Raw genomic sequence first — 15,514 nt, 5'->3', positions numbered from 1 at the left:
GCTTACCCAGGAGATTGCCGTCATGCACGAGTATCTGAGCCCCGGCCGCTTCATCGATAGTGACCACCCGGCGGTGGTGGAGTTCGCCGAGCAGCATCGCGGCGCCAGTAACCATCCGCGTGAGCAGGCGATCAGTCTGTATTACGCCGTGCGTGAGGCAGTGCGCTACAACCCCTACACCTTCAGCCGTGATCCGCAAACCTTGCGCGGCAGTTACGCACTGGCGGCGGGGGAGAGTTATTGCGTGCCGAAAGCTACGCTGCTCGCCGGTTGTGCCCGGCATTGCGGGATTCCGGCGCGCATCGGTCTGGCCGATGTGCGCAATCATTTGTCGACGCCGCGTTTGCTCGAGCTGCTGAAAAGCGATGTATTCGCCATGCATGGCTACACCGAGCTGTTTCTCGACGGCCGCTGGGTCAAGGCGACGCCGGCGTTCAACCAGCAACTGTGCGAGCTGTTCAACGTCGCAGCGCTGGAATTCGACGGGGTCAACGACAGCGTTTTTCACCCGTTCAACCGTGACGGCGCGCAGTTGATGGAGTATCTGCTCGATCACGGCCAGTTCACCGATGTGCCGGAAACGTTCTTCTTCGAGCACCTGCAAAAGTTCTATCCGCATCTGTTCAGTGAGCAACTGCCGGTGCTGTTGGGCGACATGCAGACTGATTTGAGTCGCACCTGATCCGGCGTATGCTGGCCGTCCACTCACTTGCAAAGAGGCGGTCATGCTGAAGATCTGGGGACGGAAAAATTCATCGAACGTCAGAAAGCCCTTGTGGGCTGCCGAAGAGTTGGGCTTGGCTTACGAGGCCATCGATGCCGGCGGCGCGTTCGGTTTGGTCGATACGCCCGAGTACCGCGCGATGAACCCCAATGGCCGGGTGCCGGTGATCGAGGATGACGGTTTCGTGCTGTGGGAATCCAACGCCATCGTTCGCTATCTGCTGGCCAAGCACGCCCCGGGCAGCGCCTGGTATCCGGCGGATGCGCAAGCCCGCGCCACGGCGGACAAGTGGATGGACTGGACCACGTCGAGTTTCGCCGGGCCGTTTCGCACGGTGTTCTGGGGTGTGCTGCGCACGCCCTCCGAGAAGCAGGACTGGAAGGCGATCAACGCCGCGATCAAGGAATGCGATGAATTGCTGAACATGGCCGACCATGCCCTGATCAGCCAGCCTTATCTCTCCGGCAATGACATCGGCATGGGCGACATCCCGCTGGGCAGCTTCATTTATGCCTGGTTCGAAATGCCCATCGAGCGCGCCCCGCAACCACATCTCCAAGCCTGGTATGAACGTTTGAAGCAGCGTGTGGCCTATCAGAAAGCGGTCATGACCGCGTTGACTTGATAATTACTATCGACACACTTGACTGTACTTGTGCGGCGGCGGCAAGCACCATTGCGAACTTGCGCCGCGGTTGTTTCCCTCGCCGCCCGCCCTTATTTACTTCTTTCCTTCCTTCTTGGTGCGTAAATCCGATATGAGTTCCGCTCTGTCCATCCGGCAGCTAACCAAAACCTACGGCAACGGGTTCCAGGCCTTGAGTGGTATCGATCTGGACGTCGCCGAAGGTGACTTTTTCGCCTTGCTCGGCCCCAACGGCGCCGGCAAATCCACAACCATCGGCATCCTCTCGACCCTGGTCAACAAGACCAGCGGCACCGTGAATATTTTCGGCCATGACCTGGACAAGAACCCGGCGGCGCTCAAACGCTCGATCGGCGTGGTGCCGCAGGAATTCAACTTCAACCAGTTCGAAAAGACCTTCGACATCGTCGTGACCCAGGCCGGCTACTACGGCATTCCGGCGAAAGTCGCCAAGGAACGCGCCGAGCAGTACCTGACCCAGCTGGGGTTGTGGGACAAGCGTGATGTGCCATCGCGTTCGCTGTCCGGCGGCATGAAACGGCGTTTGATGATTGCCCGTGCGCTGGTGCACGAACCGCGTCTGCTTATTCTTGATGAACCGACTGCGGGCGTCGACATCGAGCTGCGCCGTTCGATGTGGACCTTCCTCACCGAGCTGAACCAGAAAGGCATCACCATCATTCTGACCACGCATTATCTGGAAGAGGCCGAGCAGCTGTGCCGCAACATCGGCATCATCGACCACGGCACCATTGTCGAAAACACCAGCATGAAACAGTTGCTGGGCCAGTTGCACGTGGAAACCTTTTTGCTCGACCTGAAACACGACTTGCACGCGGCGCCGCAATTGCTCGGCTACCCGGCCCGCTTGCTCGACGGCCACACCCTGGAAGTGCAGGTCGACAAATCCATGGGCATCACGTCGTTGTTCACCCAGTTGGCGCAGCAGAACATCGAAGTGCTGAGCCTGCGCAACAAAACCAATCGCCTCGAGGAGTTGTTCGTGTCCCTGGTGGAGAAAAATCTGTCGAAGGTGGCGGTATGAGTTCCGAGTTCGGTCCCAACCTCGTCGCCCTGCAAACCATCGTCTACCGCGAGGTCAAACGCTTCATGCGGATCTGGCCGCAGACGTTGCTGCCGCCGGCGATCACCATGGTTCTGTACTTCGTGATTTTCGGCAACCTGATCGGCCGACAGATCGGCGACATGGGTGGCTTCACTTACATGGAGTACATCGTGCCGGGGCTGATCATGATGTCAGTGATCACCAACTCTTACGGCAACGTGGTCTCAAGTTTCTTCGGCAGCAAGTTCCAGCGCTCGATCGAAGAGCTGATGGTCTCGCCGGTGTCACCGCACACGATCCTGATCGGCTTCACCATTGGTGGGGTATTGCGCGGTCTGGCGGTGGGTCTGATCGTGACGATCCTGTCGCTGTTCTTCACCCATCTGCAGGTGCATCACCTCGGCGTGACCATCCTGGTGGTGGTACTGACCGCGACGATCTTTTCGCTGCTGGGCTTTATCAACGCGGTGTTTGCGCGCAACTTCGATGATATTTCGATCATCCCGACCTTTGTGCTGACCCCGCTGACTTACCTTGGCGGTGTGTTCTACTCGATCACTTTGCTGCCACCGTTCTGGCAGACCGTGTCGCTGGCCAACCCGGTGCTGCACATGGTCAACGCCTTCCGCTACGGCATCCTTGGTGTCTCGGATATCCGCATCGGCATCGCCATTACCTTCATGCTGGTGGCGACCGTGGTGCTGTATCTCGGCTGTGCGCGGTTGCTGGTGAGCGGGCGCGGGATGCGTACCTGATCCCGACCGCGTCGCTTTCTTCGCGAGCAGGCTCGCTCCCACATTGGAATGATGTTCTCTGTGGGAGCGAGCCTGCTCGCGAAGGGGCCAGCCCAGACACAACAAAAAACGGCCTCCCATCGCGGAGGCCGTTTTGCATTCATTTCTGCCGACTTTGCTTGCGCCGCCGCCATTGCCGCGCCACCCACCAGCGCCAGTACAGCATCACCAGAAAGTACGCGAGAACGCCCAGCACCAGGCCGACAACCACCGAGCCCAATAAAAACGGCTGCCACAATGTCGACAGCTCTCCGCTGATCCATTCCCAGGTCAACTCGTCCGGCAGATGCCGCGCCGGCACATCCATCAGGAACGCCCCGGCCTGGTAGGTGCAGAAAAACACCGCCGGCATGGTGATCGGATTGGTCAGCCAGACCAGGCTCACCGCGATTGGCATATTGCCGCGCACCATCACCGCCAATGCCGCCGCTACTAGCATCTGTGCCGGGATCGGCAGGAACGCCGCAAACAGGCCGACCGCCATCGCCCGGGCGACCGAGTGGCGGTTGAGATGCCAGAGGTTAGGGTCATGCAGCAACGTGCCGAGAAAGCGTAAGGATTTGTGTTCCCTGATGCTCGTCGGGTCGGGCATGTAACGTTTGAATAAGCGCCGGGGCATAGGGCTTCTCGGTCGGTTAAGGCGGCAAGTATGTCTGGATTCTACGAACCGCCCATTCAGACTTTGTGACAATTGTTGACGACGGTGGTGCCGCAGACCGGCTATGCCTAGTGGGGGGACTCTCAAGGACGGGCATATGCGCACAGGGATGATGGCGCTGGCAGTCGGTCTGCTGGCCCCGGTTTTTTTGCCGGCCTTGCCGCCGGTCGGTTGGTTGCTGGTGCTGCCAATGGTGGCGCTGATGTTGCTGCCGTTTCGCAGCTTTCCATTGGCGTTTTTGCTGTTTGGCTTTACCTGGGCCTGCGTTGGCGCGCAGTGGGCGCTAAATGACCGCTTGCCACCGAGCCTCGACGGCGAAACCCGTTGGCTCGAAGGGCGCGTGGTCGGTTTGCCGCAACACAGCGATGGCGTGGTGCGTTTCGAGCTGGCTGATGCGCGCTCACGCCACGAAAAACTGCCATCGCTGCTGCGCCTGGCCTGGTACGCCGGGCCGCCGGTCAACAGCGGCGAGCGCTGGCGACTGGCGGTGAAGTTGAAGCGCCCGAGTGGCCTGCTCAACCCGCACGCCTTCGACTACGAGGCCTGGCTGCTGGCGCAACGGATCGGCGCAACCGGCACGATCAAGGATGGCCAGCGCTTGGCTGAGGCTCGGCATGCATGGCGCGACGGCGTTCGCCAACGCCTGCTGGCGGTGGATGCGCAAGGACGCGAGGGCGCGCTGGCGGCGCTGGTGCTTGGCGACGGTTCGGGGCTGAGTCGCGAGGACTGGCAGATTCTGCAAGACACCGGCACCGTGCATTTGCTGGTGATCTCCGGACAGCACATCGGTTTGCTGGCGGCTGTGATGTATCTGCTGGTCGCCGGGCTGGCGCGTTTCGGAATCTGGCCGGTGCGCTGGCCATGGTTGCCGTGGGCGTGTGGCCTGGCATTCGCGGCGGCGCTGGGTTACGGCTTGCTCGCCGGGTTCGATGTGCCGGTGCAGCGCGCCTGCGTGATGGTGGCGCTGGTGCTGCTGTGGCGGCTGCGTTTTCGCCATCTCGGCGCGTGGTGGCCGTTATTGCTGGCGTTCAATGGCGTGCTGCTGCTTGATCCACTGGCCAGTTTGCGTCCCGGCTTCTGGCTGTCCTTCGCGGCGGTGGCAGTGTTGATCTTCACTTTCGGCGGGCGGCTGGGGGCCTGGCGCTGGTGGCAGACCTGGACCCGCGCGCAGTGGCTGATCGCGATCGGCTTGTGTCCGGTGTTGCTGGCGCTGAGCTTGCCCATCAGCGTCAGCGGGCCTGTAGCCAATCTGCTGGCCGTTCCGTGGGTCAGCCTCGTGGTGCTGCCGCCGGCATTGCTCGGCACGCTATTGCTGCCCGTGCCTTATGTTGGCGAAGGACTGTTGTGGCTGGCCGGTGGTTTGATCGACTGGCTGTTTATCGGGCTGGCGCTGATTGCCGGGCAATGGCCGGCGTGGATACCGGCCGCCATTCCATGGTGGGCGTTGGTCCTGGGCAGCCTTGGCGCGATTTTATTGCTGTTGCCCCGTGGCGTGCCGATGCGTCCGTTGGGCTGGCCGCTGCTGTTGCTCTTGGCACTGCCGCCTCAAGAGCGAATAGAGGAAGGGCGAGCCGATGTCTGGCAAATCGACGTCGGCCAAGGCTTGGCGATTTTTGTGCGCACGCGACATCACGCATTGCTCTATGACGCCGGCCCGCGCTTCGGCGATTTCGATATCGGCGAACGAGTGGTGTTGCCAGCGTTACGCAAACTCAACGTGCAACAGCTCGACCTGATGCTGCTCAGCCACGCTGACGCCGATCACGCTGGCGGCGCCCGGGCGGTCATGCGTGGATTGAACGTGCACCGCGTGGTCAGCGGCGATCCGCCAAACCTGCCGCCGGAGCTGAACGCCGAAGCCTGCGCAAGTGGCGAACAATGGCAGTGGGACGGCGTGCGGTTCCAGCTCTGGCAATGGTCGGCGGCAGATGACAGCAACCAGCGTTCCTGTGTGTTGCAGATCGAAGCCAACGGCGAACGCCTGCTGCTCACTGGCGATATCGACACTCATGCCGAGCGCGTCCTGCTCGACAGCGCCTTGGCCGTGCCGACGCAGTGGCTGCAATCGCCCCATCACGGCAGTCGCAGTTCATCGTCGATGGCCCTGCTCAAAACCTTGCAGCCCGAAGCGGTGCTGATCTCCCGTGGCCACGGCAACTCCTTCGGTCATCCGCATCCAACCGTGCTGGCGCGCTATCGCAAACAGGGCCTGCGCATCTACGACAGCGCCGAACAAGGTGCCATTCATTTGCAACTGGGCAGCTTCAAGCCGCCGTGGACGATGCGGCAACAGCGGCGTTTCTGGCGCGATCCGCCGGTCCCGGGCCGTTGATCGGTGCCAGCATGGGTGCCACCTCACGGTCGTCGGGGCGGCGGGTCTTAATCGCGGATCGGTATGGTAAAGTGGCGCACTTTTTCGAGGGGACTGTCACTGTGTGGGAATTGGTCAAATCCGGCGGCTGGATGATGTTGCCGATCATTCTGAGTTCCATCGCGGCCATGGCGATCGTCGCCGAGCGCCTGTGGACACTGCGCGCCAGTCGCGTCACCCCCGAGCATCTGCTGGGTCAGGTCTGGGTCTGGATCAAGGACAAGCAGCTCAACAAGGAAAAACTCAAGGAATTGCGCGCCAACTCGCCGCTGGGGGAAATCCTCGCCGCAGGCCTGGCCAATTCCAAGCATGGTCGCGAGATCATGAAAGAGTGCATCGAAGAGGCCGCCGCGCGGGTCATTCATGAACTCGAACGCTACATCAACGCCCTCGGCACCATCGCCGCCATGGCGCCGCTGCTCGGCCTGCTCGGCACCGTGTTGGGCATGATCGATATTTTCAGTGCCTTCACCGGCTCTGGCATGACCACCAATGCCTCGGTACTGGCCGGCGGTATTTCCAAAGCGCTGATCACGACCGCTGCGGGCCTGATGGTCGGTATTCCGGCGGTGTTCTTCCACCGCTTCCTGCAACGTCGTATCGACGAGCTGGTGGTCGGCATGGAGCAGGAAGCGATCAAACTGGTGGAAGTGGTGCAGGGCGACCGTGATGTCGATCTGGCCGAGGGCAAAGCGTGAAATTCCGTCGCAAGCCCCGGGAAACCGTGGACATCAACCTCGCGTCGCTGATTGACGTGGTGTTTATCCTGCTGCTGTTTTTCGTGGTGACTACCACTTTCACTCGGGAAACCCAGCTGCGCGTGGATCTGCCGGAAGCGGTCAGCGGTTCGCCCGCCGAAGATCAGCAGGTCAAACAGCTGGACGTCGCGATCAGTGCCGAAGGCGTGTTCTCGGTGAACAACAAGATTCTGCCGAAGAATGATCTGCCGACGCTGATGGAAGCCATGCAGAAAGAATCCAACGGCGACACCAACATGCCGCTGTCGATCAGTGCCGATGGCAAGGCCCAGCATCAATCGGTGATCACCGCCATGGACGCGGCCGGCAAGCTCGGTTTCAGCCATCTGCGCATGACCACGGTCGAGGCGGCGCCGAAATCCTGATGAGCCTGTCCGATCGCCTGCTCGCCGCGTGGTATCAGGGGCATCCGGCCCTGACGCTGCTGCGGCCACTGGAAATGCTGTATCGCCGCGTGGTGATCAACAAGCGTCAGCGCTTTCTCGACGGTGAAGGTGAGATCTACCAATCGCCCGTGCCGCTGATCGTGGTCGGCAATATCACCGTCGGTGGCACCGGCAAGACGCCGATGATTCTCTGGCTGATTGAGCATTGCCGACGCCGTGGACTGCGCGTTGGCGTGGTCAGTCGCGGTTATGGCGCCAAACCGCCGCACCTGCCGTGGCGGGTCGAGGCCGAGCACAGCGCCGAGGTTGCCGGTGACGAGCCGCTGCTGATCGTCCAGCGCACCGGCGTGCCGCTGATGATCGATCCTGATCGCAGCGCCGCCGTCAAAGCTTTGATTGCCAGTGAGCCGCTGGACCTGATTCTGTCTGACGACGGCATGCAGCATTATCGCCTCGCGCGGGATCTGGAACTGGTGCTGATCGATGCCGCGCGCGGACTGGGCAATCAGCGCTGTCTGCCGGCCGGGCCGTTGCGTGAGCCGGTCGAGCGCCTGCAAAGTGTCGATGGCGTACTGTTCAACGGTGCCCTTGATGATCGCAACGATGGTTTCGCCTTCCGCCTGCAACCTACCGCGCTGGTCAATCTGCGCAGCGGCAAGCGTCAGTCGCTCGAGCATTTCCCGCCCGGGCAAGCGCTGCATGCGGTGGCCGGGATCGGCAATCCGCAACGTTTCTTCAATACCCTCGAAGCGCTAGACTGGCGGCCGATCGCCCATGCGTTCGCCGACCACGCCGAGTACAGCGTGCAGGCGTTGAATTTCACCCCGTCATTGCCGTTGGTGATGACCGAAAAGGACGCGGTGAAGTGCCGTGCCTTTGCTGCTGCCGACTGGTGGTATCTGGCGGTCGATGCCGTGCCGTCGCCAGCCTTCGTGGCCTGGTTCGACACTCAGCTGATGCGCCTGTTGCCGGATCGTCTGCTGCCTTAACTCTTTTATTTCTGGGAATGTTCATGGACACCAAATTGCTCGACATCCTCGCTTGCCCCGTGTGCAAAGGCCCGCTCAAGCTCAGTGCCGACAAGACCGAGCTGATCAGCAAGGGCGCTGGTCTGGCGTACCCGATCCGCGACGGCATCCCGGTGATGCTGGAAAGCGAAGCGCGCACCCTGACCACCGACGAGCGCCTGGATAAATGACCACAGCCTTCACCGTTGTCATCCCGTCGCGGTTCGCCTCGACCCGTCTGCCGGGCAAGCCGTTGCTGGATATTGCCGGCAAGCCGATGATCCAGCATGTCTGGGAACAGGCGAGCAAAAGCAGCGCCAGCCGTGTGGTTGTCGCGACTGACGATGCGCGCATCGTCGAGGCCTGCAGAAGCTTCGGCGCCGAAGTGGTGCTGACCCGTGAAGATCACAATTCCGGCACCGATCGTCTGGCCGAGGTCGCAGCGAAACTCGGTCTTGCGCCTGATGCGATCGTGGTCAACGTCCAGGGCGATGAGCCGTTGATTCCGCCAAGCGTGATCGACCAGGTCGCCGCCAACCTTGCTGCCCATACCGAAGCGCGCATGGCCACGCTGGCCGAGCCGATCGAAGACGTGGAAACCCTGTTCAACCCGAACGTTGTGAAGGTTTCCAGCGATATCAACGGTCTGGCCCTGACTTTCAGCCGCGCGACCTTGCCTTGGGCACGCGATGCATTTGCCAAGAGCCGCGAGCAGCTGCCGGAAGGCGTGCCCTATCGTCGCCACATCGGTATTTATGCCTATCGCGCCGGGTTCCTCCACGACTTCGTGAACTGGGGGCCGTGCTGGCTGGAAAACACCGAATCCCTTGAGCAACTGCGTGCCTTGTGGCACGGCGTGCGTATCCATGTTGCCGACGCGCTGATCGCGCCGCCGACCGGTGTCGACACCGTCGAAGACCTTGAGCGGGTTCGTCGCCTGCTGGGGGGCCTGATGCGCGTTCTGTTTGTGTGCTTGGGCAACATCTGCCGTTCGCCCACCGCCGAAGGCGTGTTGCGCCACAAGTTGCGTGAAGCCGGGCTGGCGGATGTGGTCGAAGTGGCCTCCGCCGGCACCGGTGACTGGCACGTCGGCAACCCGCCGGACAAGCGCAGCCAGGCGGCGGCGAAACTGCGCGGTTATGACCTGTCGACGCAACGCGCGCAGCAGGTCAGCCGGGCCGATTTCGCCAGCTACGACCTGATTCTCGCCATGGACAACAGCAATCTGCGCAACCTCAAGGCCTTGCAGCCGTCCACCGGCAGGGCCGAGCTGGATCTGTTCCTGCGTCGTTATGCCGGGCTGGTCGATGAAGTGCCGGATCCGTATTACGACGGTGATCAGGGTTTCGAGCAGGTGCTGGATCTGATCGAAGCGGCCTGCGACCAGTTGCTGATCGAAGTGAAGGGCCGTTTATGAGTTTGCAGGTCCAACCGCAAGTATCGTTGCAGGCCTTCAATACGTTCGGCGTCGATGTGCGCGCGCAGCTGTTTGCCGAAGCCCACAGCGATGACGATGTCCGCGAAGCGCTGGCCTATGCCGCGTCCCATGACGTGCCGTTGCTGGTGATCGGCGGCGGTAGCAACTTGCTGCTGACGGCGGATATTCCGGCGTTGGTGCTGCGCATGGTCACGCGCGGCATCCGCGTGCTCAGCGATGATGGCAGTCGCGTGGTGGTCGAGGCGGAAGCGGGCGAACCGTGGCATCCGTTCGTGCAGCACACGCTGGCCCAGGGTTTTGCCGGGCTGGAAAACCTCAGCCTGATTCCCGGCACCGTCGGCGCCGCGCCGATGCAGAACATCGGCGCCTATGGCGTCGAGATCAAGGACGTGTTTGCTGGCCTGACCGCGCTGGACCGCGAGAGCGGCGAGCTGCGTGATTTCAGTCTGGAAGACTGCAATTTCGGCTACCGCGACAGCCTGTTCAAGCAGCAGCCGGGACGTTGGCTGATTCTGCGGGTGCGCTTCAAGCTTGATCGCGCAGCGCACCTGCATCTGGAATACGGTCCGGTGCGCCAGCGCCTGAGCGAGCAGGGCATCGAGCAGCCGACGCCCACCGATGTCAGCCGCGCCATCTGCAGCATCCGCAGCGAAAAACTGCCGGACCCGGCGGTGCTCGGCAATGCCGGCAGCTTCTTCAAGAATCCGCTGGTGCCTGCCGCTGTGGTCACGCAGATCAAAGCGCAGCACCCGGATCTGGTGGCTTACCCGCAAGCGGACGGGCAGATGAAACTGGCCGCTGGCTGGCTGATCGAACGCGCCGGCTGGAAGGGTTTTCGCGATGGCGATGCCGGCGTGCACAAGTTGCAGGCGCTGGTGCTGGTCAACTACGGCACGGCCACCGGCCCGCAACTGCTCGACCTGGCGCAACGTATCCAGAAAGACATCGCCGAGCGCTTCCATGTCGAACTGGAAATGGAGCCCAATCGGTATTGAGGCTACGCTTGCCTGACGCCATCCAAAGCCCTGCACTGATGAAAAAAGTGCAGGGCTTTTTTGTTAATGCTGGGTTAACTTAGCGACCTAACGATACCTACCATTTGCTCCACCCAAAGGCCCGGTGCAGACGTTCCCGTCGGCGCAAGAGAGCCTGATTAGCCTGAGTCGATCTGCGCGAACCCACCGCTGATTTTCCGGCGGCAGATTGCTCGACCCCATAACCACTAAAAAATATGCGGGCGTGCCCATGATTACCCTGAAACTCAACGGTCAAGACCACTCCCTCGATGTCACCGAAGACATGCCGCTGTTGTGGGCGATTCGTGACGTCGCCGGTTACAACGGCACCAAATTCGGTTGCGGCATGGGCCTGTGCGGCGCTTGCACCATCCATATCGACGGCTTGCCGGCACGCAGTTGCATCACGCCGATCGGCTCGGTAATTGGTCAGAACGTCACCACCATCGATAATCTCCACGCCGACCCGGTAGGCAAGGTCGTGCAGCAAGCCTGGCTCGACAGTGCCGTGGCCCAATGTGGTTATTGCCAGGGCGGGCAGATCATGTCGGCCACCGCTCTGCTGAAAACCAATCCGAACCCGAGCGACGAGCAGATCGAAGAAGCCATGGTGGGCAACATCTGCCGCTGCGGCACCTACAACCGGATCAAAACCGCGATCCGCCAGGCCTCCACTCAACTGAAGGAGGTGAAGGCATGAGCCGCGTCCCGAATGATTTCGCCCTGAGCAACCTCAGCCGCCGTGGCTTTCTCAAAGGCGTCGGCGCCACCAGTGCGCTGGTCCTCGCCGCGAGCTGGGGCTGGCAGGATGCGCTGGCCGATGACGCTGCGAAGAAGTTTGGCGCCGATGGCATGCCCAATGGCTGGATCGACGATCCCAAGGTTTACGTGAGCATTGCTGCCGATGGCAGCGTCACCGTGGTGTGCAACCGTTCGGAAATGGGCCAGGGCGTGCGCACCAGCCTGAGCATGGTAGCGGCCGATGAACTCGAGGCCGATTGGGCGCAGGTCAAAGTGCAGCAGGCGCCGGGCGACGAAGTGCGCTTCGGCAACCAGGACACCGATGGTTCGCGCAGCATGCGTCACTGGTACGAGCCGATGCGTCGTTGCGGCGCCGCCGCGCGGACCATGCTCGAACAGGCGGCCGCTGCGCAGTGGAAAGTGCCGGTTGGCGAATGCCATGCGCAACTGCACAAGGTCATTCACAAACCGTCCGGCCGTGAATTGGGTTACGGCGAACTCGCCGCTGCGGCCAGTGCGCTGGCAGTACCGGCGCGTGACAGCCTGCGTCTCAAGCAGCCGTCGGAATTTCGCTACATCGGTAAGGAAGGCACCAAGGCCATCGACGGTGCCGATATCGTCAATGGCCGCGCAGTGTACGGCGCCGACGTGCATTTCGACGGCATGCTCTACGCGACTATCGCTCGTCCGGCAGTGTATGGCGGCAAGGTCAAAAGCCTCGATGACAGCGCCGCGCTGAAAGTCCCCGGCGTGCTAAAAGTCATGCAGATCGAAGGCCGGCCGTTGCCGTCAGAGTTCCAGCCACTGGGCGGCGTCGCGGTTGTGGCCAGCAATACCTGGGCGGCGATCAAGGGCCGCGAGGCGCTGAAGATCGAATGGGACGACGGCCCGAATGCCAGTTATGACTCGATTGCCTATCGCAAGGAGCTTGAAGCGGCGTCGCTGAAGGCCGGCAAAGTGGTGCGCAACACCGGTGATATCGACAAAGCCTTGAGCGGTGCCGCCAGCACCCTCGAAGCCTCGTACTACCTGCCGCATCTGGCGCAGGCGCCGATGGAACCGATGGTTGCCATTGCCCATTACAAGGACGGCGTGTGCGAAGCCTGGGCGCCGAGTCAGGCACCGCAGGTCACCCGCGAGCGCATCGCCGAGCGCCTGGGCGTACCGTTCGAAAAGGTCACCTTCAACGTAACGCTGCTGGGCGGTGGTTTCGGGCGCAAGTCGAAACCGGACTTCGTCGTCGAAGCGGCGATTCTCGCCAAGGAGTTTCCGGGCAAGGCTGTACGGGTGCAGTGGACGCGCGAAGACGACATCCACAATTCGTATTTCCACACCGTGTCGGCGGAATATCTGAAGGCGGGCATCGACAAGAACGGCATGCCGTCCGGTTGGCTGCATCGTACCGTGGCGCCGAGCATCACCGCGTTGTTTGCGCCGGACATGAATCATGAGGCGGCGTTCGAGCTGGGCATGGGCTTTACCAACATGGCCTACGCGATTCCCAACGTGCGCCTGGAAAACCCCGAAGCCAAGGTACACACGCGGGTCGGCTGGTATCGCTCGGTGTCGAACATTCCCCACGGCTTCGCGATTCAGAGTTTCGTCGATGAACTGGCGCACAAGGCCGGGGAGGATCCGCTCAAGTACCAGATCAAATTGCTCGGCCCGGACCGGCAGATCGATCCTCGCACCTTGAGCGAAGAGTGGAACTACGGCGAATCGCCCGAGCGTTATCCGATCGACACCGGGCGCATGCGCACCGTGCTGGAAACCGCCGCCAAGGCAGCCGGATGGGGACGCAAACTGCCCAAGGGTCGTGGCCTCGGTCTGGCAGTGCATTACAGCTTCGTCACCTATGTCGCGGCGGTGATCGAAGTCGAGGTCAAGGATGACGGTTCGCTGATCGTGCACAAGGCCGACATCGCCGTGGACTGCGGGCCGCAGATCAACCCTGAGCGCATCCGTTCGCAGTTCGAAGGCGCTTGCGTCATGGGCCTGGGCAACGCTGTGCTCGGTGAGATCAGCTTCAAGGACGGCAAAGTCCAGCAGGACAACTTCCATATGTACGAGGTCGCGCGCATGTCGCTGGCGCCCAAGGAAGTCGCGGTGCATCTGGTCACGCCGCCGGGTGACGTGCCGTTGGGTGGCGTTGGTGAGCCGGGCGTGCCGCCGATTGCTCCGGCGCTGTGCAATGCGATCTTCGCCGCCACCGGCAAGCGCATCCGCAATCTGCCGGTGCGGTATCAGTTGCAAGGCTGGCAGAAGGCGGAGGCGTAAATGGACAGCGTCGATCTCAACGTCCTGCGCAGCGTCCTCGAGTGGCGCCGTGCCGGGCAGCGGGTGGTGTTGTTCAGCGTGGTGCAGACCTGGGGCACCGCGCCGCGCTCGCCCGGCGCCATGCTCGCCTTGCGCGAGGACGGCGTGGTGATCGGTTCGGTGTCAGGCGGCTGTGTCGAGGATGACTTGATCGCGCGGCTGCACGACGGCCGCATTGCCACCGATGGTCCGCCAGTGCAGATGATTACCTATGGCGTGACCCGCGAGGAGGCCGCGCGTTTCGGCCTGCCTTGCGGCGGCACCCTGCGCCTGACCGAAGAGCGCGTCGGCGACCCGGCGTGGGTGGCCGAGCTCCTGCAGCGTTGCGAAAACCATGAAATCGTTGCCCGTGAACTGAACATCGAAACCGGCGAGGTGCGGCTGGCTCCGGCGAGCAAGTCCGATTCGCTGGTGTTCGACGGCAAGGTTCTGCGGGCGATTTACGGTCCGCGCTGGCGCTTGTTGCTGATCGGTGCCGGGCAGTTGTCGCGCTACGTCGCCGACATGGCGCGGCTGCTGGATTTCGAAGTGCTGATCTGCGATCCGCGCACCGAGTTCGTTTACGGCTGGGAAGAGCAGCATGGCCGTTTCGTCCCCGGCATGCCGGATGAAGCTGTGCTGAACATCCAGACCGACGAGCGCACGGCGATTGTCGCCTTGACTCACGATCCACGCCTGGATGACATGGCTTTGCTCACCGCGCTCGACTCGCCGGCGTTTTACGTCGGCGCGCTCGGTTCGCGGGTCAACAGCCAGAAGCGCCGGGAAAACCTCGCTCAGCTAGGCTTGTCGCAAGCGTCGATTGATCGCTTGCACGGGCCGATCGGCCTGCACATCGGTAGTCATTCGCCGGCAGAGATCGCTTTGTCCTTGCTGGCGGAAATTGTCGCGATCAAGAACGGTGTGGAGTTGAAGCAGAAAAAAACGCTGGAGGGTGCATGAGCCAATCCATCGCAGTGATCGTGCTGGCAGCAGGCGAGGGCAAACGCTTTCGCCAGATCGCCGGTCCCGACAAAGACAAATTGCTCGCTGATTGCACCGGGCGTGACGGCGCGGTGCGCTCGGTAATCGAGCAGGTGCTGGTGAACCTGCCGGCCAGTCTCGACAAGCGCGTACTGGTCACCACCGAAGCGCGACCACAGGCGATGCGCATGGCCCAGGCATATGGCTGCGACGTGGTGTCAATCGAGTCGACCGGCATGGGCGACAGCATTGCCGCAGGTGTTGCCGCTTGCCCTGACGCCGATGGCTGGTTGATTGTGCTGGGTGATATGCCGTTTATCTTGCCATCGAGTATTGAGCGAGTGGTCGCGGCGATGGCTGATGACGCTGTGAGTGTGCCGGTGCGGGGTGGCGAGTTTGGCCATCCGGTGGGGTTTGGTCGTTCGTTTGGCGCGCAGTTGCAGGCGCTGACCGGTGATCGTGGCGCACGGCCGTTGTTTGCGCAGGGTAGGGTGGTTGAGGTGGCGGTAGATGACCCGGGGATGTTGTGGGATATCGATGTGCCTGAATCTCTGGTATTTCCTCAGCCCTGAGCCGTGTTGAAATTCCTTGTGGGAGCGAGCAGGCTCGCTCCCACAAAGGTTGTGGATG

At 62.0% G+C, this 15,514-nt stretch carries 16 protein-coding genes and 1 pseudogene; 16 read left to right on the top strand and 1 reads right to left on the bottom strand.

The window, feature by feature from the left end; genetic code table 11:
• Positions 1-22 precede the first annotated feature (22 nt).
• The 4 genes from AB4N85_RS14345 to AB4N85_RS14330 all read left to right on the top strand — a co-directional run bounded on the left by AB4N85_RS14345 (position 23) and on the right by AB4N85_RS14330 (position 3,191).
• Positions 23-682, top strand: a complete 660-nt coding sequence (locus AB4N85_RS14345) for a transglutaminase-like domain-containing protein (protein WP_252868100.1) — start codon at positions 23-25, stop codon at positions 680-682.
• A 43-nt stretch (positions 683-725) separates the two neighbouring features.
• Positions 726-1,349: a glutathione S-transferase family protein gene (locus tag AB4N85_RS14340; protein WP_252868099.1), complete on the top strand. Its 624-nt coding sequence runs from the start codon at positions 726-728 to the stop codon at positions 1,347-1,349.
• 133 nt (positions 1,350-1,482) lie between these two features.
• On the top strand, positions 1,483-2,415 hold the full coding sequence (locus tag AB4N85_RS14335; RefSeq protein ID WP_460064798.1) for an ABC transporter ATP-binding protein: 933 nt from the start codon (positions 1,483-1,485) through the stop codon (positions 2,413-2,415).
• On the top strand, positions 2,412-3,191 hold the full coding sequence (locus AB4N85_RS14330; RefSeq protein WP_056788203.1) for an ABC transporter permease: 780 nt from the start codon (positions 2,412-2,414) through the stop codon (positions 3,189-3,191). The genes AB4N85_RS14335 and AB4N85_RS14330 overlap by 4 nt, the downstream gene beginning before the upstream one ends.
• Before the next feature lie 139 nt (positions 3,192-3,330).
• Here the strand turns inward: AB4N85_RS14330 and AB4N85_RS14325 are convergent, their stop codons facing one another.
• Positions 3,331-3,849: a DUF2062 domain-containing protein gene (locus AB4N85_RS14325; RefSeq protein WP_039760200.1), complete on the bottom strand. Its 519-nt coding sequence runs from the start codon at positions 3,847-3,849 to the stop codon at positions 3,331-3,333.
• Positions 3,850-3,985: 136 nt separating this feature from the next.
• Here AB4N85_RS14325 and AB4N85_RS14320 point away from each other — a divergent pair, with 136 nt between their 5' ends.
• The 12 genes and pseudogenes from AB4N85_RS14320 (at position 3,986) to AB4N85_RS14265 (ending at position 15,456) form a co-directional block, all read left to right on the top strand.
• Entirely contained in the window at positions 3,986-6,220 is a 2,235-nt protein-coding gene (locus tag AB4N85_RS14320; protein WP_252868096.1) for a DNA internalization-related competence protein ComEC/Rec2, read from the top strand.
• 101 nt (positions 6,221-6,321) lie between these two features.
• Positions 6,322-6,957, top strand: a complete 636-nt coding sequence (locus tag AB4N85_RS14315; RefSeq protein WP_016771007.1) for a MotA/TolQ/ExbB proton channel family protein — start codon at positions 6,322-6,324, stop codon at positions 6,955-6,957.
• Complete coding sequence (locus AB4N85_RS14310) at positions 6,954-7,382, top strand: ExbD/TolR family protein (protein ID WP_041479458.1); 429 nt, start codon at positions 6,954-6,956, stop codon at positions 7,380-7,382. Before AB4N85_RS14315 ends, AB4N85_RS14310 begins: the two co-directional genes overlap by 4 nt.
• Positions 7,382-8,392: a tetraacyldisaccharide 4'-kinase gene (gene lpxK, locus AB4N85_RS14305; protein ID WP_252868095.1), complete on the top strand. Its 1,011-nt coding sequence runs from the start codon at positions 7,382-7,384 to the stop codon at positions 8,390-8,392. Before AB4N85_RS14310 ends, lpxK begins: the two co-directional genes overlap by 1 nt.
• 23 nt (positions 8,393-8,415) lie before the next feature.
• Complete coding sequence (locus tag AB4N85_RS14300) at positions 8,416-8,601, top strand: Trm112 family protein (protein WP_003179363.1); 186 nt, start codon at positions 8,416-8,418, stop codon at positions 8,599-8,601.
• A pseudogene (gene kdsB, locus AB4N85_RS14295) lies at positions 8,598-9,359 on the top strand (3-deoxy-manno-octulosonate cytidylyltransferase); the annotation flags it as partial. The gene AB4N85_RS14300 and the pseudogene kdsB, both read left to right, overlap by 4 nt.
• A gap of 3 nt (positions 9,360-9,362) precedes the next feature.
• Positions 9,363-9,827: a low molecular weight protein-tyrosine-phosphatase gene (locus AB4N85_RS14290; protein ID WP_076563814.1), complete on the top strand. Its 465-nt coding sequence runs from the start codon at positions 9,363-9,365 to the stop codon at positions 9,825-9,827.
• On the top strand, positions 9,824-10,843 hold the full coding sequence (gene murB / locus AB4N85_RS14285; protein WP_095181616.1) for a UDP-N-acetylmuramate dehydrogenase: 1,020 nt from the start codon (positions 9,824-9,826) through the stop codon (positions 10,841-10,843). Before AB4N85_RS14290 ends, murB begins: the two co-directional genes overlap by 4 nt.
• Before the next feature lie 250 nt (positions 10,844-11,093).
• Positions 11,094-11,564, top strand: coding sequence for a (2Fe-2S)-binding protein (locus AB4N85_RS14280; protein WP_041479453.1), 471 nt, complete (start codon positions 11,094-11,096; stop codon positions 11,562-11,564).
• Positions 11,561-13,882, top strand: coding sequence for a xanthine dehydrogenase family protein molybdopterin-binding subunit (locus AB4N85_RS14275; protein WP_252868093.1), 2,322 nt, complete (start codon positions 11,561-11,563; stop codon positions 13,880-13,882). The genes AB4N85_RS14280 and AB4N85_RS14275 overlap by 4 nt, the downstream gene beginning before the upstream one ends.
• Positions 13,883-14,863, top strand: coding sequence for an XdhC family protein (locus AB4N85_RS14270; protein ID WP_252868092.1), 981 nt, complete (start codon positions 13,883-13,885; stop codon positions 14,861-14,863).
• Positions 14,860-15,456: a nucleotidyltransferase family protein gene (locus AB4N85_RS14265; protein WP_252868091.1), complete on the top strand. Its 597-nt coding sequence runs from the start codon at positions 14,860-14,862 to the stop codon at positions 15,454-15,456. Before AB4N85_RS14270 ends, AB4N85_RS14265 begins: the two co-directional genes overlap by 4 nt.
• Positions 15,457-15,514 lie beyond the last annotated feature (58 nt).

The organism is Pseudomonas sp. H1_G08 (assembly GCF_054681355.1).
This window is presented reverse-complemented; position numbering and strand designations above follow the sequence as displayed.

Coding starts and splice junctions, on each gene's coding strand:
- AB4N85_RS14335 (WP_460064798.1), top strand. CDS start 1,483: ATGAGTTCCGCTCTGTCCATCCGGCAGCTAACCAAAACCTACGGCAAC.
- AB4N85_RS14270 (WP_252868092.1), top strand. CDS start 13,883: ATGGACAGCGTCGATCTCAACGTCCTGCGCAGCGTCCTCGAGTGGCGC.
- AB4N85_RS14290 (WP_076563814.1), top strand. CDS start 9,363: ATGCGCGTTCTGTTTGTGTGCTTGGGCAACATCTGCCGTTCGCCCACC.
- AB4N85_RS14345 (WP_252868100.1), top strand. CDS start 23: ATGCACGAGTATCTGAGCCCCGGCCGCTTCATCGATAGTGACCACCCG.
- murB (WP_095181616.1), top strand. CDS start 9,824: ATGAGTTTGCAGGTCCAACCGCAAGTATCGTTGCAGGCCTTCAATACG.
- AB4N85_RS14280 (WP_041479453.1), top strand. CDS start 11,094: ATGATTACCCTGAAACTCAACGGTCAAGACCACTCCCTCGATGTCACC.
- AB4N85_RS14325 (WP_039760200.1), bottom strand. CDS start 3,849: ATGCCCCGGCGCTTATTCAAACGTTACATGCCCGACCCGACGAGCATC.
- AB4N85_RS14340 (WP_252868099.1), top strand. CDS start 726: ATGCTGAAGATCTGGGGACGGAAAAATTCATCGAACGTCAGAAAGCCC.
- AB4N85_RS14275 (WP_252868093.1), top strand. CDS start 11,561: ATGAGCCGCGTCCCGAATGATTTCGCCCTGAGCAACCTCAGCCGCCGT.
- AB4N85_RS14330 (WP_056788203.1), top strand. CDS start 2,412: ATGAGTTCCGAGTTCGGTCCCAACCTCGTCGCCCTGCAAACCATCGTC.
- AB4N85_RS14265 (WP_252868091.1), top strand. CDS start 14,860: ATGAGCCAATCCATCGCAGTGATCGTGCTGGCAGCAGGCGAGGGCAAA.
- AB4N85_RS14320 (WP_252868096.1), top strand. CDS start 3,986: ATGCGCACAGGGATGATGGCGCTGGCAGTCGGTCTGCTGGCCCCGGTT.
- AB4N85_RS14300 (WP_003179363.1), top strand. CDS start 8,416: ATGGACACCAAATTGCTCGACATCCTCGCTTGCCCCGTGTGCAAAGGC.
- lpxK (WP_252868095.1), top strand. CDS start 7,382: ATGAGCCTGTCCGATCGCCTGCTCGCCGCGTGGTATCAGGGGCATCCG.